The organism is Bacillus sp. ISL-34, from assembly GCF_018613325.1.
GTDB lineage: Bacteria > Bacillota > Bacilli > Bacillales > DSM-1321 > Peribacillus.
Window position 1 is genome coordinate 1 of the sequence record NZ_JAGGQJ010000018.1, and the last position, 20,794, is coordinate 20,794.

A 20,794-nucleotide genomic window follows, 5' to 3' on the forward strand; every position below is an offset into this window, starting at 1 on the left:
AAGCATGAAGCCCCCCTCAAGATGAGATTTCCCATGGCGCAAGCTAGTAAGATCCCTGAAAGATGATCAGGTTGATAGGTCAGAGGTGGAAGCATGGTGACATGTGGAGCTGACTGATACTAATAGATCGAGGACTTAACCAACGCTTTAGAAAAATGAAATACCTTCTTCTTATTATCTAGTTTTGAAGGAATAAAATTTCTTCTTGCATTTTCTCAAAAAGACGTTATAATAATATATGTCTTGAAAAAATGTCAACATTGTTTGGTGACGATAGCGAAGAGGTCACACCCGTTCCCATTCCGAACACGGCAGTTAAGCTCTTCAGCGCCGATGGTAGTTGGGGGTTTCCCCCTGTGAGAGTAGGACGTCGCCAAGCAGGTTTTATATGGAGGATTAGCTCAGCTGGGAGAGCATCTGCCTTACAAGCAGAGGGTCGGCGGTTCGATCCCGTCATCCTCCACCATTTTACACCTGCCGGTGTAGCTCAACTGGTAGAGCAACTGACTTGTAATCAGTAGGTTGGGGGTTCAAGTCCTCTTGCCGGCACCATTTTAAGATAGTACAAGCACGAGCCATTAGCTCAGTTGGTAGAGCATCTGACTTTTAATCAGAGGGTCGAAGGTTCGAATCCTTCATGGCTCACCATTTCATATGCGGGTGTGGCGGAATTGGCAGACGCACCAGACTTAGGATCTGGCGCCGCAAGGCGTGGGGGTTCAAGTCCCTTCACCCGCATGTTCGCGGAAGTAGTTCAGTGGTAGAATACAACCTTGCCAAGGTTGGGGTCGCGGGTTCGAATCCCGTCTTCCGCTCCACTTTTCGTATGTGCCGGGGTGGCGGAACTGGCAGACGCACAGGACTTAAAATCCTGCGGTAGGTGACTACCGTACCGGTTCGATTCCGGTCCTCGGCACCATCTTAATATGCGCCCGTAGCTCAATTGGATAGAGCATCTGACTACGAATCAGAAGGTTGTAGGTTCGACTCCCGCCGGGCGCACCATGTTTTTATTGCGGGAAGTAGCTCAGCTTGGTAGAGCACTTGGTTTGGGACCAAGGGGTCGCAGGTTCGAATCCTGTCTTCCCGACCACGTGATTTTTAATGAATGGGGCCTTAGCTCAGCTGGGAGAGCGCCTGCCTTGCACGCAGGAGGTCAGCGGTTCGATCCCGCTAGGCTCCACCATTTTTCAATCAGATACTTATATTATATTGGCGGTGTAGCTCAGCTGGCTAGAGCGTACGGTTCATACCCGTGAGGTCGGGGGTTCGATCCCCTCCGCCGCTACCAATAAATATAAGGACCTTTAGCTCAGCTGGTTAGAGCAGACGGCTCATAACCGTCCGGTCGTAGGTTCGAGTCCTACAAGGTCCACCATATTCATTTTTTTTAAAAGCCGTGGAGGTATACCCAAGTTCGGCTGAAGGGATCGGTCTTGAAAACCGACAGGGGAGTCAAATCCCGCGGGGGTTCGAATCCCTCTACCTCCTCCATTTTTTCAAAAAGCAGCAAGTTGTTTTGAAACAGCCTTACATAGAGGAAGCATACAAAACAATATACACGAAAACTTGATGCAAATCGTTTCATTATTACCGTCGCGGGGTGGAGCAGTCCGGTAGCTCGTCGGGCTCATAACCCGAAGGTCGCAGGTTCAAATCCTGTCCCCGCAATTATTAGGTCCCGTGGTGTAGCGGTTAACATGCCTGCCTGTCACGCAGGAGATCGCGGGTTCGATTCCCGTCGGGACCGCCATTTTTACTTTAATCATATGTGGCTCAGTAGCTCAGTCGGTAGAGCAAAGGACTGAAAATCCTTGTGTCGGCGGTTCGATTCCGTCCTGAGCCACCTTTCTTGCAAAATTTATTGCAAAATATTACGGCGGTTGTGGCGAAGTGGTTAACGCACCTGATTGTGGTTCAGGCATTCGTGGGTTCGATTCCCATCAGTCGCCCCATTTCGCGGGTGTAGTTTAGTGGTAAAACCTCAGCCTTCCAAGCTGATGATGAGGGTTCGATTCCCTTCACCCGCTCCAAATATGGGCCTATAGCTCAGCTGGTTAGAGCGCACGCCTGATAAGCGTGAGGTCGATGGTTCGAGTCCATTTAGGCCCACCATATTCATATTGTTCCGCAGTAGCTCAGTGGTAGAGCATTCGGCTGTTAACCGAACGGTCGTAGGTTCGAGTCCTACCTGCGGAGCCACGGGGAAGTACTCAAGAGGCTGAAGAGGCGCCCCTGCTAAGGGTGTAGGTCGCGCGAGCGGCGCGAGGGTTCAAATCCCTCCTTCTCCGCCATTTGGCCCGTTGGTCAAGCGGTTAAGACACCGCCCTTTCACGGCGGTAACACGGGTTCGAATCCCGTACGGGTCATAACAAAAAAGGAAGCATACATTCATGTATGCTTCTTTTTTTCATTGATATAACTATCTTTTTGTTTATAGGGAATGTCTCCAAGATTGGAATCGATATTTTCTTCTTCCAGTGTATCTTCATATTCCTTTTGCTTTTTGTTCGGTATATCCACTCTATTTTTTCCTTCGATATCATTTGCGGCAAATCCTTCATAGTCTTCAGGAAATCCATTCGTTTCATCCTCGGTTTTATAAAGATCATTATAATTGTCATGATCGCCTGTGTAATCAGATGGCGTTTCGGATGTACCGAATTTGGCAACTTCACCAAAGCTATCTTCTTTATCCACTATTTCGATTCCATGACGATTTTCAAAATGATCACCCTTGGATGGAATCAATATATCCTCTTCCACTGGCCGGTCTTGTGAAAGTGACCGTTCTGGGGCATGCCCGACGCAGTAGAGGGTGCTTGGGATCGTTTCAAGCCTCTCGATGGGGATTTCTATATTGCAGGTTTTACAATGGCCATACGAGCCTTCTTCTATGGCTTTTAATGCTTCATCGATTTTCTCCATTTCGGATTGAGCATGCTCATCGAGTGCTTGATTCCGTTCCATCTCGAATAATTCGGTTCCTAGGTCAGCAGGATGATTATCATAGGATGATAATTCCCCTACGGATTCCGTCTGGCTTTTATCCAGGACGGATTGTTCATCATTTTGAATTCTACTACTTAGATCCTCTTTTTCTTGAAGCAGTTCTTTTTTGATTTTTTGCGTTTGTTGTTTCGTTGCCATATCCTTATTCACTCCTTCTAAAGTCCAAATCTCATTTTATATTGGTAAGATGGTTGTATTATCTATTACCCGAATCGGAGTATAGGAAAACAATATGGAATGGAAGAAAGAAAAAAGGACTGAGCGGATGAGCTCAGTCCTTGGAGATTATATAAGATAGCTGATGAATAATCCAATGGCCATGAGTAAGCCAAAGAAGGTGTTCGTTTGGGCCGTGGCTTTCATTGCTGGCACCATCGTGATCGGCTGCGTTTTACCTACGAAGCCTTTGATTGCGGCCATGGCCTTCGGGATGCTTAGGAAGGCAAGGAGAATCCACGTCGTTACGCTTCCGGTAAGAACTAGCCCAACAAGCCATAGATAAGAGAAGGCGAACATGATTGCCATGAATGTCAGGGCGTTTTTCCTGCCCATCACAACAGGCATCGTTTTGCGGCCATGTGCCTTATCTCCGTCATGGTCGCGCAGGTTATTTGATAAGTTGATCAGCCCGACCAAAATCCCACTTGGAATGGCAATTAAGATGGCAGTAGAAGAAACATCACCGGTTTGAATGAAAAAGGCGATCAGGATTATCAAAAAGCCCATGAACAATCCAGAAAAAAGTTCCCCGAATGGTGTATATGAAATGGGAAGGGGTCCGCCTGTATAAAGATAGCCGACAAGCATGCAAACTAGTCCTATTGCAGCAAGCCACCAAGATGATGCGGCACAGATATAGATTCCAATTATCAAGGCGATGGCATACATGCCAAGTGCCAAGGTCATGATTAGTTTGGGGGTCATCCCATGACGGACGATCCCGCCGCCGATGCCTACGGATTCCTCCGTATCCAAGCCTCGCTTGAAATCATAGTATTCATTGAATAAATTGGTTGCAGCTTGAATCAGGATACTGGCAGTCATCATGGCAGCGAATAGTAACCAATTCACTCCATCTTCCAAAAGTGCAATCACAGTTCCAAGTAAGACTGGGACAAAAGCTGCGGTTAGTGTATGTGGACGAATTAACTCCCACCAAATCTTCCAGGTCCTTTTAAGGGGAAGTCCGTCGTATTCTGTTTGCATTATTTCTCTCCTCAAAATCATTATTGGTTCTCTCGAAATTATAACAAATATTGAAATGTTGCACAAAAGGTTATCCTAATAAATGCAGGAAAAGTCGGTAAGGGTGATAATTGGTTTTCATGGATGTTGCATTTCCAGAATCAAGGATATTTCTCTACATTCGCTAAGATTCATATAATAAGGAAAAAAGCAGGAAAGAATCGGTCGGTAAAGGGGCGTTTTATTGACATGAGGTTCAAGGGAGGTGTATCTTTAAATAGGTTAAAAAGCTTTTAAAATGTACATTTGGGGGGATTTTTTTGGCTATCTCAGAGGAAACTGAACAGTTTCAGGGACTTGCTTCAGCTATACAAAAGGCGAAGGACTTGAATGATCAAGTTCTATTCAGTCATATTAAGAAAGTTAATTGCAACAACCCCCTTTCATTTTATCAAGCTGGAAGAGAACGGTACGCGGGTGAACGCTTTTTCTGGGAGGACCCTGCAAAGGAAATAACCATCACCGGTTTAGGCAATGTTAAGAAACTCAAAGCGGCATCGAATGCCGAACGTTATAGAGAAGTCGAAAAGAGCTGGATCAAACTGCAGAATAATGCTGTCAAAACAGGAGTGACCGATTTAGAAGCGACAGGTCCTTTACTGTTTGGGGGCTTTTCTTTTGATTATGAAACCGACAGTACGCTCCTTTGGAATCAGTTCGGGGACAACCTGTTTTATATACCTGCCTTCATGCTGTCAATAGTGGGGAAACAAGCTTACTTAACGACAAACTTACTTTGTTCGCCTGATGATTCAGAAAAACTCTTCATAGATATGATAAATGAACGGGAAGCTTTCCTTTTCGAAAGCTTGGATGGCAATGGATTGGGTGCAAATTCCCTGGTCATGCGGAGGGAAGTCGAACCTGAGGAATGGAAGCGGACGGTCGCAGAGGCTGTTCAGGAAATCAAGACGACAGATCTCGACAAGATCGTTTTGGCAAGGGAGCTTCGACTTGGTTTTGAACGTTCCATCGATTCAGGGAAAGTGCTTGAACAATTGATTGCTGAGCAGCCATTGAGTTATATTTTCAGTTTGGAAGCCGGTGGTGACTGTTTTGTCGGTGCCACTCCCGAACGTTTGATTAAGAAACAGGGAAATGAAGTTTTTTCTACCTGTCTTGCTGGATCGATGGGACGAGGGAAAGATGAGCAAGAAGATGTTTGTCTTGGTGAAGAATTGCTTCATGACCAAAAGAATTTACAAGAGCATCAATATGTTGTGTCGATGATATCCAATGCCTTTGATTCTGTATGCGAAAAGGTGATGGTCCCGGCCGAACCGACACTTATGAAAAACCGTCATATCCAGCATTTGTACACACCGGTCCGTGGTATCTCAAAGGAAGGTGTCACGATTTTTGAATTTGTCGAGAATCTCCACCCAACACCTGCTATGGGCGGACTTCCAAAAGAAAAGGCGGTTGTCCGAATTCGGGAAATGGAAGGTCTTGAACGCGGCTTTTATGCGGGTCCTTTAGGCTGGGTGGATACGTATGGAAACGGGGAATTCGCTGTAGGGATACGTTCTGCCCTAATACAGAACAATGAGGCATCGCTCTTTGCCGGATGCGGAGTAGTGGAAGATTCGACTCCCGAAAGTGAATACCAGGAAACAGGGATTAAATTCAATCCGATGTTAAGTGCTTTAGGAGGAAATCTTAATGAATGACCGAGATGCATTGACAGCGTATGCTGCTTCATTCGTCGATGAGCTGGCACAAAATGAGGTGAAGCATGTGGTGGTGAGCCCAGGTTCACGATCCACACCCCTAGCTTTGTTGCTAGTGGAACACCCTGATATCGAAATTCATATTAATGTGGATGAGCGTTCGGCTGCTTTTTTTGCCCTTGGTTTGGCTAAGGCCTTAAAAGAACCTGTCGGACTTCTTTGTACGTCAGGTACAGCCGCTGCAAACTATTACCCAGCCGTCATAGAGGCTTTCTATTCAAGAGTGCCGCTTATTGTACTTACCGCTGACCGCCCGCATGAATTGCGTGATGTCGGAGCACCGCAGGCGATCGATCAGATACATCTTTACGGGAGACATGTAAAATGGTTTGTCGAAATGGCACTTCCTGAAAGCACGGATGGGATGATGCGGTATGCCAGAACGGTCGGTGCAAGAGCAGTGGCTACAGCGGCAGCTGAACCTGCAGGGCCTGTACATTTGAATTTCCCGCTTCGAGAACCATTGATTCCGGACCTGGAGCAGGCAAAGGAGTACAGGCAAAATGAAATGACGCCTGCAGTGTTGATTGACAGTGGAGAACTGTCACTGTCATCATCACAAATAGAAGCTGTTGCAACTACATTGTCACAAGCTAAGCAAGGTATGATTGTATGTGGCGAATTACCGCATCCAGAGATGAAGGAAGCGATCATTGCATTAGCGGAAAAACTTGCTTTTCCGATACTGGCTGATCCCCTTTCACAGTTAAGGAGCGGAAGTCATGACAAAGCCGTCATAATTGATGCGTACGATACTTTTCTACGCGATGAAACGGCAAAAGCGGCTTTCAGGCCGGAAGTGATTTTGAGATTCGGGGCAATGCCTGTTTCTAAACCATTATTGTTATTCATGAAAAAACAAAAACAGGCAATCACTTTGGTCGTCGATGGCGGAGCAGGCTGGCGCGAACCAGCCGGATTGGCAACGAATATGATTTACAGCGAAGAGAAAGATTTTTGTCTGCGAATTGCTGAAAGTATTACTTCTTCCCCTGATGATGAATGGCTTGGCTTATGGCAAACCGTCAACAGAGCGACGAAGGATGCCTTAGCCTCCGTCAGGGATGAAGCGGAGTTAAGCGAAGGCAAGCTGTTCGCCCTGCTTGCTGATATGATGCCATTGGAATCGACGCTGTTTGTCGGGAATAGTATGCCCATACGTGATTTGGATACCTTCTTTTTAAATAATGGAAAAGAAATCAAAACCATTGCAAATCGCGGGGCGAATGGCATCGATGGTGTCGTTTCCACTGCGCTTGGGGTAAGCACGGTATCGAAAAATACAGTGCTGGCAATCGGGGATTTAAGCTTTTTCCATGATATGAATGGCTTGCTTGCGGCAAAACTTCAAAAACAAAATATCACGATATTGCTGGTTAATAATGATGGCGGCGGCATTTTCTCCTTCTTGCCGCAGGCGAATGAGAGGGAACATTTCGAAACGCTATTCGGCACGCCTCATGGGCTTGATTTTTCCCATACTGCCCAGCTTTATGGCGGTAAATACAACAAGGTGCAAAGTTGGGATGAGTTAGAGAAGGTATTTACAGAGTCATTTGAAGTTAAAGGACTCAAAATCATTGAAGTACCGACAGAAAGAGAGTCCAATTTACAAAAGCATCGAAATTTGTGGAGCTTTGTTTCCCAGGAAATAAAAATGGTGTTAGACAGGGAAATATCATGAATATTGTCAGCAAGGATGTCAATTATGCTGTTGAAATAACGGGAAATGGAGATCCTCTTGTACTTTTACATGGATTTACGGGAAATCGGGATACATGGAAATTCCTCATTCCACTACTGAGTGACAGGTATACGTTGATAATGGTCGACATCATCGGTCATGGCATGTCAGCGTCACCAGCCGATCATCGAAGGTATGAGATGGAGCGTGTGGCTGAGGATATCAAGTATATTTTGGATGTGTTACATTTCCCGAAAGCCCATATCCTTGGGTACTCAATGGGCGGAAGGCTCGGATTGGGATTTGCCTGTCTGTATCCTGAGTATGTTGATACATTGATTTTGGAGAGCGCTTCACCAGGCCTCTTAACAGAAAAGGATCGGGAAATCCGAAGGAAGAATGATAGGAAGCTTGCCGAACGAATTCTTGAAAATGGCATGGAAGCGTTTGTGGATCAATGGGAAAACATCCCGCTGTTTGAAAGTCAAAAACGGTTGTCGGCCAAAACCAGGTTGGCCATTCGGGAGCAGCGGTTGGCAAATGACCCTGCCGGCCTTTCCAATAGCCTTCTTGGTATGGGGACGGGCAGTCAGGCTTCATACTGGGAACAACTGCATACCCTTGATTTTCCTGTTCTCCTTGTAACCGGTGAATTCGACCGTAAGTTTTGTGACATTGCGGACTCGATGAAAAAAAAGCTGACGCGGGCTGAATGGAAAATAATAAATGATGCGGGACATGCGATTCATGTGGAAGTTGGAGAAAAGTTTGGTAAAATAATAAGTGAGTTTTTAAAGCGAAATAAAAGGAGGAACTAAGGTGACGATTCAATGGGAAACAATACGTGAGTATGATGAAATTTTGTATGAAAAATATAATGGGATTGCGAAAGTGTCCATCAACCGACCACATGTACATAATGCATTCACGCCAAAAACGACTGCTGAAATGATTGATGCATTCGCAAGGGCGCGTGATGATTCCAGCATTGGTGTCATTATTTTGACGGGTGTAGGCGGTAAAGCATTCTGTTCAGGCGGAGACCAAAAAGTACGAGGAAATGGCGGATATGTGGGTGAAGATAACATTCCGCGTCTAAATGTCCTTGATTTGCAACGTTTGATTCGCGTAATTCCAAAACCAGTCGTAGCCATGGTTGCAGGATATGCAATTGGTGGCGGTAATGTCTTGAACGTGGTATGTGACTTGACGATTGCTGCTGACAATGCAATTTTCGGACAAACTGGACCGAATGTAGGAAGCTTTGATGCTGGTTATGGTTCTGGATACCTTGCACGCATCGTGGGTCATAAAAAAGCGCGTGAAATTTGGTACCTATGCCGTCAATACAATGCACAGGAAGCATTGGATATGGGATTGGTCAACACGGTCGTACCTTTGGACCAATTAGAAGCGGAAACGGTTAAATGGTGTGAAGAAATGCTTGAGAAGAGCCCGACTGCACTTCGTTTCTTGAAAGCGGCAATGAACGCTGATACAGATGGACTTGCAGGTCTTCAACAATTGGCTGGTGACGCTACACTTTTATACTATACAACAGAAGAAGCGAAAGAAGGCCGCGATGCATTCAAAGAAAAACGCACTCCGGACTTTGGGCAATTCCCTCGTTTCCCTTAATGAAACGCGTGAATCGATGAGACTGACAGCTTGGCGGAAAATCGCCGGGCTGTTTTCTATATCAAAATGGAAGAGGGTAAGCAGCAATGGCAGAAGAAAAGTTGCCGAACTGGCTGAAAAATCGGGCGCATCTTTCACCGGATCGCCCAGCAATTGAGTTTGAAGGTCATACGTATAGCTTTCTTGAACTGCATACATTATCGGAGAAGATGGCTGGTAAGCTGGCAAGCATTGGCCTGGGCGCTGGCGATTCATGCGCGGTTCTGCTCCGTAACCATATTGATGGTGTTGTCGTTATCCATGCACTATTTTATCTCGGTGTGAAGATAGTGATGCTGAATAATAAGCTAACGGCAAAAGAGCTGTCCTGGCAGATCGAGGATAGTGGAACTGCCTATCTGGTTTCAGAAGGATCCTTCTCAGGCAAACTCTTTGATATTGGTGAGATTCTCCCGGATTTGAACCTTCACTTAATGGAAGAATTGCCAGATGGCACTGCGGAGATACTTGAAGAGTTTTACCTTGAAGATACCGCTACGATCATGTATACATCAGGTACGACAGGAAATCCAAAAGGGGTGATCCAAACATTCGGCAACCATTGGTGGAGTGCCGTAGGGTCGGTTCTGAACCTTGGATTGCATGAGGAGGATTCTTGGTATTGTGCGGTTCCGATCTTTCATATTAGCGGTTTATCCATCTTGATGAAAAATGTGATTTATGGCATGAAAGTCGTCTTGGCGGAACGGTTCGATGAACGGGAAGCAAACCGGAGCATTCAGGAAAATGGCGTGACGATCATTTCGGTCGTGACGGCGATGCTTAATAGGATGGTTCAGGAATTGAAGGGAACAAGCTATCCAAAAACCTTTCGCTGTTTCCTGTTGGGCGGCGGCCCTGCACCCGTCCATTTACTTGAAGCATGTAAGGAGAAAGGGATTCCCGTCTATCAATCATATGGGATGACCGAAACGTCTTCACAGATTGTGACGCTGGCACCGGAGTATAGCATGACAAAAATCGGCTCAGCGGGAAAGCCTTTATTTCCTTCGCAGTTACGGATAGAGAAAGGCGGCACTATGTGTGAACCGGGTGCAGTGGGTGAAATCGTGGTTTCAGGCCCGAATGTGACGAAAGGCTATTTTAATCGGATGGACGCTACACAGCAGGCCATTACCGATGGATGGCTTTATACTGGGGACCTTGGTTATCTCGATGAAGAAGGCTTTTTATATGTGCTTGACCGACGCTCGGATTTAATCATCTCCGGCGGTGAAAATGTCTATCCGGCCGAGATTGAAAATATCCTCAGTAAGCACCCTGATGTTTTCGAAGCGGGAGTGACGGGGACTGACGATGAAAAGTGGGGGCAGGTCCCGCTTGCTTTTGTCGTCTTGCATCAAGGTGCAGAGCTTGATGAGAGCGAACTGCTGGAATATTGCAGGGGATATTTAGCATCCTATAAAATTCCCCGGAACGTGATTTTTTGTGACGAGCTTCCCCGGAATGGCGCAAGCAAGCTTCTGAGACGGGAACTGAAGAAGCTAATGGGGGAAGGGCAATGAAGTTATCTTCCATTTCCCTAAAGCTCATTAAGGCCCCTTTAAAGCGGCCATTCAAAACGCATCTCGAAACGGTAAGCGATCGGGAAGTGATAATTGTCGAAGCCATGGATAAGGATGGGTTGATTGGATACGGGGAAGCTGTGCCTTTTACAAGTCCTTGGTATACCGAGGAAACGATCAAAACATGCTTTCATATGTTGGATGACTTCTTAATCCCGCTGACATTGGCCAGTCAGATCAAGCATCCTGATGAGCTGCCGAACTTATGGAGCGGAATCAGACGGAATGCGATGGCGAAGTCAGCTTTAGAGCAGGCAATCCTCGATTTATATGCGAAGCAGAAAGGGGTATACCTCGGACGGCTGTTTGGCGGCGAACGTAGTGAAGTGGCCGCTGGTGTAGTCGTTGCATCCAATGATATTGAAGACGCGATGCGCCAGATCGAGGATTTTTCCGGATCTGGTTATCAGCGTTATAAAATAAAAATCAATCCACAAAATGATCTGGAGTTTTTAGCGGAAATACGTCGGGCCTATCCCGATATCCCGCTAATGGCAGATGCCAATTCAGCGTACACTCTTGATGACATCCCACATCTTCAGAAGCTTGATGTGTTCAATCTGATGATGATTGAACAGCCGCTGGGACATGACGACATTGTGGAACATTCATTCTTGCAGAAACAGCTGCAGACACCCATTTGCCTGGATGAAAGCATAAATTCATTTCATGATGCCAAAAGTGCGCTATCGCTCCAAAGCTGTGGGGTGATCAACATTAAGATGGCTAAGGTCGGCGGCTGGCTGGAAGCTGTAAGAATCCATGATCTATGCCTGGGAAATGATGTGCCCGTTTGGTGCGGCGGTATGATTGAATTTGGCATATCACGTGCACATAATATCGCACTTGCTACATTAAAAGGGTTCACGATTCCCGGGGATATATCATCTTCATCCCGTTATTGGGATGAAGATATAATTGATCCTGAAGTACTTGTCGAAAATGGCATGATCAAGGTTCCCGATAAAGCTGGAATCGGTTTTGCCATCAATGAAAAGCGGCTAAAGGAATTGACTACATATAATAAACTGTACAAGCAATAACATCAAAGGAGGTGATTTCCACCTCTTTTGATCAAATTTTGATAATCCTCTATCTCCTTTTGCCCCCACGGTCTACTTAACTCACCCATTTAGTAATTTTTTGGACGGAAACCCCACCCTTTTGGAAAATAATTTTAATAAGATAACAAATATCCGTTTGTAGACAAAAGCTAAGACCCTGGAGGTTGGTAAAAATTCTTCAACGGCTGAATAAAGTGCGGTATAGGTCGAATAAATTTGAGCACGGTCGAATAAAGTTCTGTGTAGGTCGAATAAATGCGAGAACGGTCGAATAAAGTACGTTGAAGGTCGAAATAAGTATCTCCGGCTTAACTGAAACGTTTTATAAAAAAATACTGGTATACAAACTTGCTTTTCTTCGAATTTTAGCAAAATGAGATTCGGAATGGTCTCATCCCGAACCCTTTTTACGGTAATCCTCATTGAATTGAAGAAATTTGCGACACTCCTGCCGAAAAGCTGGCTAGCCAACACCCCGCTAGATGCTTGGCAGACAGTCGGCGGAAAGGAGAGCGGATTTCTGAATTCAACTGAAACATTTTTTTATTGTCTAGAGTCTGCAAATATTTTTTTATCTCCAGTATTACCTTAGAAAACGGGATTTTAGAGAAGGAAAATCATTGGAATGGACCGATCAGGCATATTTTTTTTCGGAAAATGGGGCTTTGTCTATTTTTTCTTTATTGGATTATTTTGTATAATAAATTAAAAGAATGGCAACCAAGGGAAAGGGAGGGGAGAGTGTATGAAGAAAAAACCGTACCTTATTGCGGAGATTCTACTAAGAAGAGGCATGCCGGACTATGTCATTAAAGAAGTGACGGCATTGGAAGAGTGTGAGCTGTTTCTTTTGAAGAGAAAGTGGGGCCTATATGACCGGAAGACAGGTGCGTAAATGAATAAAAGTAAAAAGGGAACCGTTTCGGTTCTGGCCGGTCCCCATGCGTTTTAAAGTTTTTTAAGCCGGTACCTATTGACTGGACGGCCTATGCTGCCATATTGTACGTCAAGCTGAAGGACCTCTTCGCCATGCAAGTATTCAAGATAGCGCCTTGCAGTAACTCTGGCGATTCCAATCCCATCAGCCACTTCTTCTGCAGAAAGTGACCCAGGCTGGGTCTTTATGAACTTCGTCACTTGTTCAAGAGTCGCGCCATTCAATCCTTTGGGAACATCATATTTCGGACTCGCTTCAGAATTTGTTTTATGTTGAAAGAGAATCCGGTCGAGCTGATTTTGAGAAATTTGATGATCAGGTTCAACGTCCATCCGAAAAGCAAAGTATTGTTCCAGCGTATGTTTTAGCCTTTCGAATTTAAATGGCTTGATTAAATAGTCAAAAGCCCCGTTCTGTATCATTTTTCTGATCGTTTTCTGATCATTTGCCGCTGAAATGATGATGACATCCACATCAATTTGCTCTTTTCTGATTTGATAAAGTGTATCAACCCCGTTTAAAGATGGCATGAAGATGTCCAAAATGACAAGGTCGGGTTTAGACTGCCTGATTTTTTCCAGACCTTCAAGCCCATTTGAAGCTGTATCAACGACTTTAAAAGCAGGCAGGCGCTCGATGAACTGTTTGTTGACCTCTTGGACCATTGGGTCGTCTTCTATTAAAAGTACACGAATTTCGTTAGTCATTTTGGTTCTCCTCTATATCATGCATTGGAAAAGAAAGAAAAAAGCTTGTTCCTTCGTTAGGGCGTGTCGTGAATTTCATTTCGCCGTTCGCTTTTTTTACAATTTGGTCTATTAGATAAAGACCAATTCCTGATCCTTCTGCACCTTTTGTAGTAAAACCATACTCGAATATATCTTTATGAATGTCCTCGGGAATGCCGGGTCCATTATCCTCAAGCACGATTTGACAATGACGTTCATCCTGGTAGATGGATAGATAAACCTGTTTTGTTTCCTCTGAACAATGCTTTAGCGCTGCGAATGAGTTTTCGATCAGGTTTCCGATTATCAAAACAAAATCGTGATGATCCAAATCAGCGGGGAAGCGGTCCAATTTTGTGTGCTTGTCCATGATGAGCTCGATTCCGAGTTCCCGTCCCAAGGAGATCTTACTTAATATCAGCCCCACTAAATTATCATCGTGAATGTGCTTCGTTAAAAACCTGGTCAATTCCTCTTGTTCTTCCGTGATCTGAAAAATGTAATGCAGCGCTTCGTCAAGATTGCCTAGCTGAATCAATCCTGCTATCGTATGGAGCTTGTTCATATGTTCATGGTTTTGAACACGCAGGGCTTCAACGAATGCTTTGACGCTAGTCAACTCTTCAGCTAGCTTCGTCACATCGGTGCGATCCTGGAAAATGGCCACGGCACCGATCGTTTTATCCGCAATCTTTATCGGTACCCGGTTGCTTACGATATTCCTGTTTTGAACGGAGATTTCCTGATTGAAGATGGGAGATGTCCGGTCGAGCACTTCCGGGAGACGGGTATCATGGATAATATCATTGATATTCTGGCCAATGACCGCACCGTTGATATTGAATATTTGCTTAGCCTTTTCATTGAAAATCGTGATTGTCTGATTATTATCTATGGCGATGACTCCTTCATGCATGGCATTGAAAGCAGCTGTCCTTTCAACCAACATCCGTGAAATTTCATGTGGTTCAAGTTGGAAGGTCTCTTTTTTTATCCTTCTTGCCATGAGCCATGAGCCGCATACCCCGAATAGAAGAGTCAGGACAAGGATAATCCCGATTTCGCCTTTAAGGTCCTTGATTAACTCCGGTATCGTGGGCAAGATATTCCCAACCAGAACGACGCCGATTTGCTCTCTATCTCTATCAAGGATCGGGACGAAGGCACGGACGGAAATGCCAAGTTCGCCAGCAGCCTTTGAAAGGTATTCGTGTTCAGCGAACGCAGCGCTTTCGTCGCTGCTGCCCGAGGGGGTTCCCAATTGGCTGAACACGGGGTGGGAATACCGTATATGCTGATTGTTGAGTACAACGATATAATCTGCTTGATGGATTTTCCTTAAGTTTTCAATAATCGGATTGAGCTGCGTCCATCCTTCAGGCTCTCGCACCAATTTTTGTACTTCAGGGAGTTCGGCAATGGTATGGGCAGTGATCATGGATCTTTTGCCGATTTCATCTTCCCTTACCGAAACGATATTTCCAAATATAAAAATCCCGCCTATAAGTATCGAAAAAGCGACGATTACGAATGATAGCAGGGTGATTTTAATTTGTATGGGCATATGAAAGGATTTATCCATTGTTTTTCCTCCATTACTTCTATACTTTATAGTAACAGAATTTCTATCACTTTTCGCTATTTTTCGCGCATTGTATTACGACAGCAAAAAGCTGTGATAGAATAGTGATTATGTGAAGTGAGCGGTGAGGTGTTGTCGGTATGCGTGCATTATGGGGGTACTTCTTATTAATTGGCTTGGGGCTGTTGATAGCAGTCTATATATCGTTTCAATCGTTCTTTACAAGCTTCGGTTTCAATTTGCCGAAGGATGAGGAGCAGGTCGGGATGAAGGATCAAATCGTGATTAAGTTCAGTCATGTCGTTGCCGAAAATACACCTAAAGGTCTAGCTGCTAACCGATTTGCCCAACTTGTTGATGAATATACAGATCATCGTGTCAAAATCGAAGTTTATCCTAATCAGTCATTATATAGTGATCATGAAGAAATCGAAGCATTACAAGAAAACAAGGTGCAGATGATTGCTCCAACAACATCTAAAATTACGAGCATATCAAAGAAATGGATGCTGTTGGACCTCCCTTACGTCTTTCCAACGGACGCTGCCTTGCAGGAAGCGTTGAATGGGGAAGTGGGGGAAGAGCTGCTAAAGCAGCTAAATACCATCGATATCGAGGGACTCGCATTTTGGTCGAATAACTATAAACAGATTACAAGCAATAAACCGATACGGCATCCAAGTGATTTTGCAGGAAAGAATTTTAGAATCATGCCAAGTGAAGTCCTGAAAAGCCAATTCAAGCATTTTGGGGCGACAACTGCTGAGCTGGAGTTTAATGAAACGTTTAAAAGCCTTGAAATCAAAGAAACGGACAGCCAGGAAAATACGATTTCGAATATCTATTCCAAGAAATTATATGAGGTGCAAAAATATTTAACGATCAGTGATCATGGCTATTTAGGGTATGTCGTCATGATAAACAAGCCGTTTTGGGACAAACTCCCGTTGGATATTCAGCTGCAAATCCAACGGGCGATGGATGATACAACGAAATGGCTATGGTTCAAATCAAATGAATTGAATCAGGAACAGCTTCGGGAAATCCAGCAAAAATCGAATATCGACATCTATACACTGTCAGATGAGGAAAAGAAGGAATGGATGGATGAGATGAGCGTCATCTATCCGGAATTCGAATCAACGATTGGAACCGAATTGATGACGAAAATGGAAAAGATCCGTAAGAAGCATTTAAAGGAATAACTAAATGGTGGGGAACAAAAAAAGAGCGGACCCAAAGGGCCTGCTCCTTTTTTTTCTATTGCAATGCAGTTTGCAGTGTCTTGATATTTTTTTCCATTAAACTGAAGTAATCTTCGCCGGCTTCGATATCTTTATCCGTCAACACGGAAAGGTTATGGAGCTCAAGTGATTTCGCTCCCATCTCCTTTTGGATGATCTCGGTTAGTTTAGAACTGATATTCTGCTCAAAGATGACGTAGTTCAAGTCTTCTTCTTCAGCCATGGTTACGATTTTCCCCAGTTCCTTTTGAGAAGGTTCGTTTGATGACGTTAGTCCTGTAACGCCAATTTGTTCCAATCCGTAGCGTTCCTCCCAATAACCATAAGCAGAATGGGAAACGATGATCTTATTGGTACGGCCCGACTCGATCGTCGTCGCGAATTTTTCATCAAGTGCCTTAAGCTTTTCGGAAAGCTTGTTGAATTGGCTGTCGAAATATTCTTCCTGTTCCGGCATTTTTTTCGTTAATTCGTCCTTGATGGTTTTAGCCATGTCAATGGAATAGAGGGGATCTAACCACAAATGCGGATTGACGTCCCCATGGTCATGACCGTCGTCTTCATGAGCATGTTCCTCTTCGTGTGCATGTTCCTCTTCGTGTGCATGTTCCTCTTCATCAAGATGAACCGTTTCGCCAACAGCGATTGTACTGACGCCTTCTTTGCTTAGAATTGGTTCAGCCTTGGTTACAAAGCCTTCAAGATTATAGCCAATATAGAAAAACAGGTCTGATTCAGCCATTTTTACTATATCTTTTTGAGAAGGTTCGAATGAGTGTTCATCCGTTCCGGGAGGATAAACCGTCTCGACATTTACGTACTCCCCGCCAATGGCCTCCGTGAAGTATTGTAAAGGGTAAACCGTCGTATATATATCTAAGGCATCCTTGGCTTCTTCTTTACTCGATTCACCCTTTGAGTTGCCGCAGGCTGACAGAAATAGCGCAGTAACAAGGAAAAGTGAGAGTAATGCTCGAATTTTCATATGAAATTCTCCTTTATAATTCGTATTGATTACGATTTGAATTTTATGTGGTAAAAACGAAATGATTACGATTTGACTTCTGTATGATACAAAAGATTGCAAAAGAAAGCAAGGGTTTTTTCTAATGCTCCTCACTTTTTTCATTTTTTTCAGGAACAAGATCAATGCCTCCTGGATGAAACGGATGACATTTAAGAATCCGGATGAGTGCTAACCAGCTTCCTTTTATAGGTCCGAAACGATTTATCGCTTCCAAACCATAATGGGAACAAGTTGGGTAAAAACGGCAGGTAGGCGGTTTTAATGGAGAAATAGCAACTTGGTAAAAACGGATGATTCCCATTAATATTTTTTTCAACACAATGCTTTCATCTCTTTTCGAGTAAATTGACTACCCTCCATTATAGCATATTTTCTAAATTTCCAATAAGGGTAAAAAAGGAATGAGCATTTTGGTAATCCGATTGATATAATGAGAATTAATTTTAAAGGATGAAATATATTGTTATTCAAGGTAAAATAGAGATGACATACAATTAAGGAGTGAATTAAATGCCTTCAGTTGAAAGCTTTGAATTAGATCATAACGCTGTTAAAGCCCCATATGTTAGACATTGCGGTGTCCATAAGGTAGGAACAGACGGTGTTGTTAATAAATTTGATATCCGTTTTTGCCAGCCGAATAAACAAGCGATGAAGCCGGATACGATCCATACCCTGGAACACTTGCTTGCATTCAATATCCGTAAGCATTCCGAGCGCTACGATCATTTTGATATAATCGATATTTCGCCAATGGGATGTCAAACAGGATATTACCTTGTGGTCAGCGGTGAGCCGACAGTGACGGAAATCATCGATGTTCTTGAAGATACATTCAAGGATGCTGTTACAATTACAGAAATCCCTGCTGCAAATGAAAAACAATGCGGCCAAGCAAAATTGCATGATCTTGAAGGAGCTAAGAAATTAATGAATTTCTGGCTTGCACAAGATAAAGAAGATCTTCATAAAGTTTTCGGTTAATAAAAAAGTTCCTGTCAGTTTGTGACAGGAACTTTTTTTTATTTTTCGGATTCTTCTTTTTTCCCCTCATTCTCGGGCAAAGGATCGACGGGATCCACTGTATGCTTGTAGCTGTAACCTTTTCCGATTGTTAGGATCGATAATGCCAATACAATCAGAATCACAATAATGGAGATAACTAAAACCGTAATCATACTTTACAGCTCCTAACGTTCACAATTTAGATTCATTTTAGCATAAGAACCTAATCAGAAAATGTTTCGATTTTCGAATAGAGGGAATTATAGAGGTATAACCAACTTACGGAGGTAGATATTTATGGCTCAGAAAAAATTAGGAACTTTAGTGAATAAGGAAATTGCAAACTTCAGTGTTCTTTATACGAAAATTCATAATTACCACTGGTTCGTGAATGGACCGCACTTCTTTGAACTTCACCAAAAATTGGAAGAGTTATATAAAGAAGTGACATCCAACTATGACGAATTGGCTGAAAGACTATTGGCCATTGGTGAAAAGCCGGTCGCTACCCTTAAAGAGTATATGGAATTAACGACGATCGAAGAAGCGACAGGTAAGGAAAATACAGAAGATATGGTTCAAAGCGTCATCAGTGATTTTGAGAAGCTTTCCGAAGAGTTCATGGAAATCATCGAAGTTGCCGAAGAAGAAGATCCGGTTACGGCAGATATGCTGACAGGCATGAAGAAAAGCTTAAACAAACATGCTTGGATGCTGCGTGCGTATTTAGGACATTAAGATTTAGGAAAAGCCCTGCTTCGGTAGGGCTTTTTTTTATGGGTAAAACAATAAAAAAGGCATCCATCAAAAGAGGGACACCTGACAAGGTATGTATTAATGAATATTCCTAGGCGGAAAATGTGTAGGTTTCGTGTCGTTCATACTATTTTGAGCGAACTTCCCTTTTAACGTTTCAATAATGTAAAGGCCCATTAAATTGGTTAGTTCTTGATCATCCATCTCTTGAAGCAATTCGAAAATTTCCTTGCGGTCAAGCTGTTCCAAAACCGCAAAAGTAAGCATATCAATATCTTCTTCATCACCAGTCATCTTATCACGGTACATATTGTATAATTCTTCAATTAACTTCAAAACTCTCACCTCACATTTATTAGAAATCCGTTATCTCTTTATATGTAGGTTATCAAAAAAACCTCTGGGTGCATATAAAAATCTTAAGGGATGCTTGGGCTTATTATATGTTTTACCCTTTGAAAGATACTTTAATCTATTATTTAACATCTTTGTTCTTCTGTAAACAAAATTTTCCATTGTATGAAGTGGGGAAATACGTGAAAAATAAGCGTAGGATATATGGAAAGGGTGGATGAATGTGTCTGAAAACAGGAAAAAATATTACATTTGGCTTCCGAATGGGCAGATAACACAAGATAGGGAAAGTTCTCCATGGAATTTCGAGATCGAGGCGACGGATAATGAAATCATAAAATTACGTGAATTATTTGATTATAATTATTCAGTAGGGGAAGAAAATTTTTACCGGTCACATGTCCCATACCTTCAATATCATTTTGACCGTGAAAATGATAAACAGGATATCACTCTCCAAAAAATTTACGAGATGATCTATGCTCTAGGTACTGAAGAAGGAAGACGGCATATAGAAAGCATGGGGATTTTACAGGCAAAACCAACAGACGATGGCCTCGAATATTGAGGGGCCATCGTTTTTTTTGTTGGATTCTTGCTGGATAGTGGTTTTTTTTACCCATATAATGAATGAAGGGCCATAGCATTATTTCTTATACGGAGAGAAGGGGAAAAATGAAACGTTTTCTTGATAAGAACGGATATAAGGTGGAATTCTCCGATCACCCTGTCTTTGGAGAGTCTTGGCATGTTTTTGTGCTCAGCAGGTTTAAGGGCAGGTGGGTATTGACCAAACACAGAGAACGGGGATTGGAGTTCCCCGGAGGTAAGCGGGAAGCAGGGGAATCGATTGAAGAAACAGTCATACGGGAAGTGTATGAAGAAACAGGAGGTTTGGTCGGCCAGCTGCAATTTTTGGGGCAATATAAAGTACATGATCCTGTGAAGCCATTCGTTAAATCAATATACTATGCTGCATTGCGTGGGGTAGAAAAGAAACAGAATTACCTGGAAACGGACGGCCCGGTCTTTTTGAAAGCATTGCCGGATGTACTCGGTGAGGAGTTTAGCTTCATCATGAAAGATGAGATCGTACCGTTGAGCTTATCAAGACTGGATGAGGGCACTTTGCTGAGAAACGAGTGAATCGCCGGAAGTCAAGT

General features: G+C 43.6%; 20 protein-coding genes, 21 tRNA genes and 2 rRNA genes. 35 read left to right on the forward strand and 8 right to left on the reverse strand.

Annotated elements, in window-relative coordinates:
- The 23 genes from J7E52_RS13435 to J7E52_RS13545 form a co-directional block, all read left to right on the forward strand.
- Positions 1–143, forward strand: a 23S ribosomal RNA gene (locus tag J7E52_RS13435); the annotation flags it as partial.
- Between the two features lie 120 nt (positions 144–263).
- Positions 264–379 (forward strand): 5S ribosomal RNA (gene rrf / locus J7E52_RS13440).
- Between the two features lie 11 nt (positions 380–390).
- A tRNA-Val gene (locus tag J7E52_RS13445) sits at positions 391–466 on the forward strand.
- Positions 467–476: 10 nt separating this feature from the next.
- Positions 477–552: transfer RNA gene (locus tag J7E52_RS13450), tRNA-Thr, on the forward strand.
- A gap of 20 nt (positions 553–572) precedes the next feature.
- Positions 573–648 (forward strand) — tRNA-Lys (locus J7E52_RS13455).
- Between the two features lie 8 nt (positions 649–656).
- Positions 657–738 (forward strand) — tRNA-Leu (locus J7E52_RS13460).
- Positions 739–743: 5 nt separating this feature from the next.
- Positions 744–818: transfer RNA gene (locus J7E52_RS13465), tRNA-Gly, on the forward strand.
- A gap of 12 nt (positions 819–830) precedes the next feature.
- Positions 831–919, forward strand: a tRNA-Leu gene (locus J7E52_RS13470).
- Between the two features lie 9 nt (positions 920–928).
- Positions 929–1,005 (forward strand) — tRNA-Arg (locus J7E52_RS13475).
- 11 nt (positions 1,006–1,016) lie between these two features.
- A tRNA-Pro gene (locus tag J7E52_RS13480) sits at positions 1,017–1,093 on the forward strand.
- Positions 1,094–1,110: 17 nt separating this feature from the next.
- Positions 1,111–1,186: transfer RNA gene (locus J7E52_RS13485), tRNA-Ala, on the forward strand.
- 28 nt (positions 1,187–1,214) lie between these two features.
- Positions 1,215–1,291 (forward strand) — tRNA-Met (locus J7E52_RS13490).
- 10 nt (positions 1,292–1,301) lie between these two features.
- Positions 1,302–1,378: transfer RNA gene (locus J7E52_RS13495), tRNA-Ile, on the forward strand.
- 23 nt (positions 1,379–1,401) lie between these two features.
- Positions 1,402–1,494 (forward strand) — tRNA-Ser (locus J7E52_RS13500).
- Positions 1,495–1,597: 103 nt separating this feature from the next.
- Positions 1,598–1,671 (forward strand) — tRNA-Met (locus J7E52_RS13505).
- A gap of 6 nt (positions 1,672–1,677) precedes the next feature.
- A tRNA-Asp gene (locus J7E52_RS13510) sits at positions 1,678–1,753 on the forward strand.
- 20 nt (positions 1,754–1,773) lie between these two features.
- Positions 1,774–1,846: transfer RNA gene (locus J7E52_RS13515), tRNA-Phe, on the forward strand.
- Positions 1,847–1,879: 33 nt separating this feature from the next.
- A tRNA-His gene (locus J7E52_RS13520) sits at positions 1,880–1,955 on the forward strand.
- Between the two features lie 4 nt (positions 1,956–1,959).
- Positions 1,960–2,033 (forward strand) — tRNA-Gly (locus J7E52_RS13525).
- A gap of 5 nt (positions 2,034–2,038) precedes the next feature.
- Positions 2,039–2,115, forward strand: a tRNA-Ile gene (locus J7E52_RS13530).
- A 12-nt stretch (positions 2,116–2,127) separates the two neighbouring features.
- A tRNA-Asn gene (locus J7E52_RS13535) sits at positions 2,128–2,202 on the forward strand.
- Position 2,203: 1 nt separating this feature from the next.
- Positions 2,204–2,294, forward strand: a tRNA-Ser gene (locus J7E52_RS13540).
- A gap of 3 nt (positions 2,295–2,297) precedes the next feature.
- Positions 2,298–2,369, forward strand: a tRNA-Glu gene (locus J7E52_RS13545).
- A gap of 22 nt (positions 2,370–2,391) precedes the next feature.
- On the opposite strand, the gene J7E52_RS13550 is transcribed toward J7E52_RS13545, so the two are convergent.
- Together J7E52_RS13550 and J7E52_RS13555 are read right to left on the reverse strand one after the other, a co-directional pair.
- Positions 2,392–3,150 carry a TraR/DksA C4-type zinc finger protein gene (locus J7E52_RS13550; protein WP_214747234.1) on the reverse strand — a complete coding sequence of 253 codons (759 nt, stop codon included), beginning with the start codon at positions 3,148–3,150 and terminating at the stop codon, positions 2,392–2,394.
- A 147-nt stretch (positions 3,151–3,297) separates the two neighbouring features.
- Entirely contained in the window at positions 3,298–4,218 is a 921-nt protein-coding gene (locus tag J7E52_RS13555) for a 1,4-dihydroxy-2-naphthoate polyprenyltransferase (RefSeq protein WP_214747237.1), read from the reverse strand.
- 299 nt (positions 4,219–4,517) lie between these two features.
- On the opposite strand from J7E52_RS13555, the gene J7E52_RS13560 reads away from it, so the two are divergent.
- The 7 genes from J7E52_RS13560 (at position 4,518) to J7E52_RS13590 (ending at position 12,893) form a co-directional block, all read left to right on the forward strand.
- On the forward strand, positions 4,518–5,927 hold the full coding sequence (locus J7E52_RS13560) for an isochorismate synthase (RefSeq protein ID WP_214747240.1): 1,410 nt from the start codon (positions 4,518–4,520) through the stop codon (positions 5,925–5,927).
- The gene (gene menD, locus J7E52_RS13565) at positions 5,920–7,671 is read left to right on the forward strand and encodes a 2-succinyl-5-enolpyruvyl-6-hydroxy-3-cyclohexene-1-carboxylic-acid synthase (protein WP_214747243.1); all 1,752 of its coding nucleotides are present in this window, start codon (positions 5,920–5,922) and stop codon (positions 7,669–7,671) included. The genes J7E52_RS13560 and menD overlap by 8 nt, the downstream gene beginning before the upstream one ends.
- Positions 7,668–8,489, forward strand: a complete 822-nt coding sequence (gene menH / locus J7E52_RS13570) for a 2-succinyl-6-hydroxy-2,4-cyclohexadiene-1-carboxylate synthase (RefSeq protein WP_214747245.1) — start codon at positions 7,668–7,670, stop codon at positions 8,487–8,489. The genes menD and menH overlap by 4 nt, the downstream gene beginning before the upstream one ends.
- A gap of 7 nt (positions 8,490–8,496) precedes the next feature.
- Positions 8,497–9,309, forward strand: a complete 813-nt coding sequence (menB, locus tag J7E52_RS13575; RefSeq protein ID WP_370029151.1) for a 1,4-dihydroxy-2-naphthoyl-CoA synthase — start codon at positions 8,497–8,499, stop codon at positions 9,307–9,309.
- 86 nt (positions 9,310–9,395) lie between these two features.
- Positions 9,396–10,874 (forward strand): o-succinylbenzoate--CoA ligase, encoded by a 1,479-nt coding sequence (locus J7E52_RS13580; protein ID WP_214747248.1) that lies wholly within the window; start codon positions 9,396–9,398, stop codon positions 10,872–10,874.
- Positions 10,871–11,977 (forward strand): o-succinylbenzoate synthase, encoded by a 1,107-nt coding sequence (menC, locus tag J7E52_RS13585; RefSeq protein WP_214747251.1) that lies wholly within the window; start codon positions 10,871–10,873, stop codon positions 11,975–11,977. The genes J7E52_RS13580 and menC overlap by 4 nt, the downstream gene beginning before the upstream one ends.
- A gap of 766 nt (positions 11,978–12,743) precedes the next feature.
- Positions 12,744–12,893 carry a hypothetical protein gene (locus J7E52_RS13590; protein ID WP_185151124.1) on the forward strand — a complete coding sequence of 50 codons (150 nt, stop codon included), beginning with the start codon at positions 12,744–12,746 and terminating at the stop codon, positions 12,891–12,893.
- Positions 12,894–12,946: 53 nt separating this feature from the next.
- Here the strand turns inward: J7E52_RS13590 and J7E52_RS13595 are convergent, their stop codons facing one another.
- Entirely contained in the window at positions 12,947–13,642 is a 696-nt protein-coding gene (locus J7E52_RS13595) for a response regulator (protein WP_214747254.1), read from the reverse strand.
- Complete coding sequence (locus J7E52_RS13600) at positions 13,635–15,245, reverse strand: ATP-binding protein (RefSeq protein WP_214747257.1); 1,611 nt, start codon at positions 15,243–15,245, stop codon at positions 13,635–13,637. The genes J7E52_RS13595 and J7E52_RS13600 overlap by 8 nt, the downstream gene beginning before the upstream one ends.
- A 140-nt stretch (positions 15,246–15,385) precedes the next feature.
- Here J7E52_RS13600 and J7E52_RS13605 point away from each other — a divergent pair, with 140 nt between their 5' ends.
- Positions 15,386–16,450, forward strand: a complete 1,065-nt coding sequence (locus tag J7E52_RS13605) for a DctP family TRAP transporter solute-binding subunit (RefSeq protein ID WP_286197742.1) — start codon at positions 15,386–15,388, stop codon at positions 16,448–16,450.
- 55 nt (positions 16,451–16,505) lie between these two features.
- Here the strand turns inward: J7E52_RS13605 and J7E52_RS13610 are convergent, their stop codons facing one another.
- On the reverse strand, positions 16,506–17,474 hold the full coding sequence (locus J7E52_RS13610; protein WP_214747260.1) for a metal ABC transporter solute-binding protein, Zn/Mn family: 969 nt from the start codon (positions 17,472–17,474) through the stop codon (positions 16,506–16,508).
- 121 nt (positions 17,475–17,595) lie between these two features.
- Positions 17,596–17,817: a membrane protein insertion efficiency factor YidD gene (gene yidD, locus J7E52_RS13615; protein ID WP_286197762.1), complete on the reverse strand. Its 222-nt coding sequence runs from the start codon at positions 17,815–17,817 to the stop codon at positions 17,596–17,598.
- 209 nt (positions 17,818–18,026) lie between these two features.
- On the opposite strand from yidD, the gene J7E52_RS13620 reads away from it, so the two are divergent.
- The gene (locus J7E52_RS13620) at positions 18,027–18,500 is read left to right on the forward strand and encodes an S-ribosylhomocysteine lyase (RefSeq protein WP_137019600.1); all 474 of its coding nucleotides are present in this window, start codon (positions 18,027–18,029) and stop codon (positions 18,498–18,500) included.
- A gap of 38 nt (positions 18,501–18,538) precedes the next feature.
- On the opposite strand, the gene ytzI is transcribed toward J7E52_RS13620, so the two are convergent.
- Positions 18,539–18,694 (reverse strand): YtzI protein, encoded by a 156-nt coding sequence (gene ytzI, locus J7E52_RS13625; RefSeq protein ID WP_214747265.1) that lies wholly within the window; start codon positions 18,692–18,694, stop codon positions 18,539–18,541.
- A 124-nt stretch (positions 18,695–18,818) separates the two neighbouring features.
- On the opposite strand from ytzI, the gene J7E52_RS13630 reads away from it, so the two are divergent.
- Entirely contained in the window at positions 18,819–19,259 is a 441-nt protein-coding gene (locus J7E52_RS13630) for a Dps family protein (protein WP_214747268.1), read from the forward strand.
- A gap of 96 nt (positions 19,260–19,355) precedes the next feature.
- On the opposite strand, the gene J7E52_RS13635 is transcribed toward J7E52_RS13630, so the two are convergent.
- The gene (locus J7E52_RS13635) at positions 19,356–19,622 is read right to left on the reverse strand and encodes a DUF6154 family protein (protein WP_370694063.1); all 267 of its coding nucleotides are present in this window, start codon (positions 19,620–19,622) and stop codon (positions 19,356–19,358) included.
- Between the two features lie 226 nt (positions 19,623–19,848).
- Here J7E52_RS13635 and J7E52_RS13640 point away from each other — a divergent pair, with 226 nt between their 5' ends.
- Entirely contained in the window at positions 19,849–20,199 is a 351-nt protein-coding gene (locus J7E52_RS13640) for a hydrolase (protein ID WP_214747271.1), read from the forward strand.
- 107 nt (positions 20,200–20,306) lie between these two features.
- Positions 20,307–20,777, forward strand: a complete 471-nt coding sequence (ytkD, locus tag J7E52_RS13645; RefSeq protein WP_214747274.1) for an RNA deprotection pyrophosphohydrolase — start codon at positions 20,307–20,309, stop codon at positions 20,775–20,777.
- The last annotated feature ends 17 nt before the right edge of the window (positions 20,778–20,794 follow it).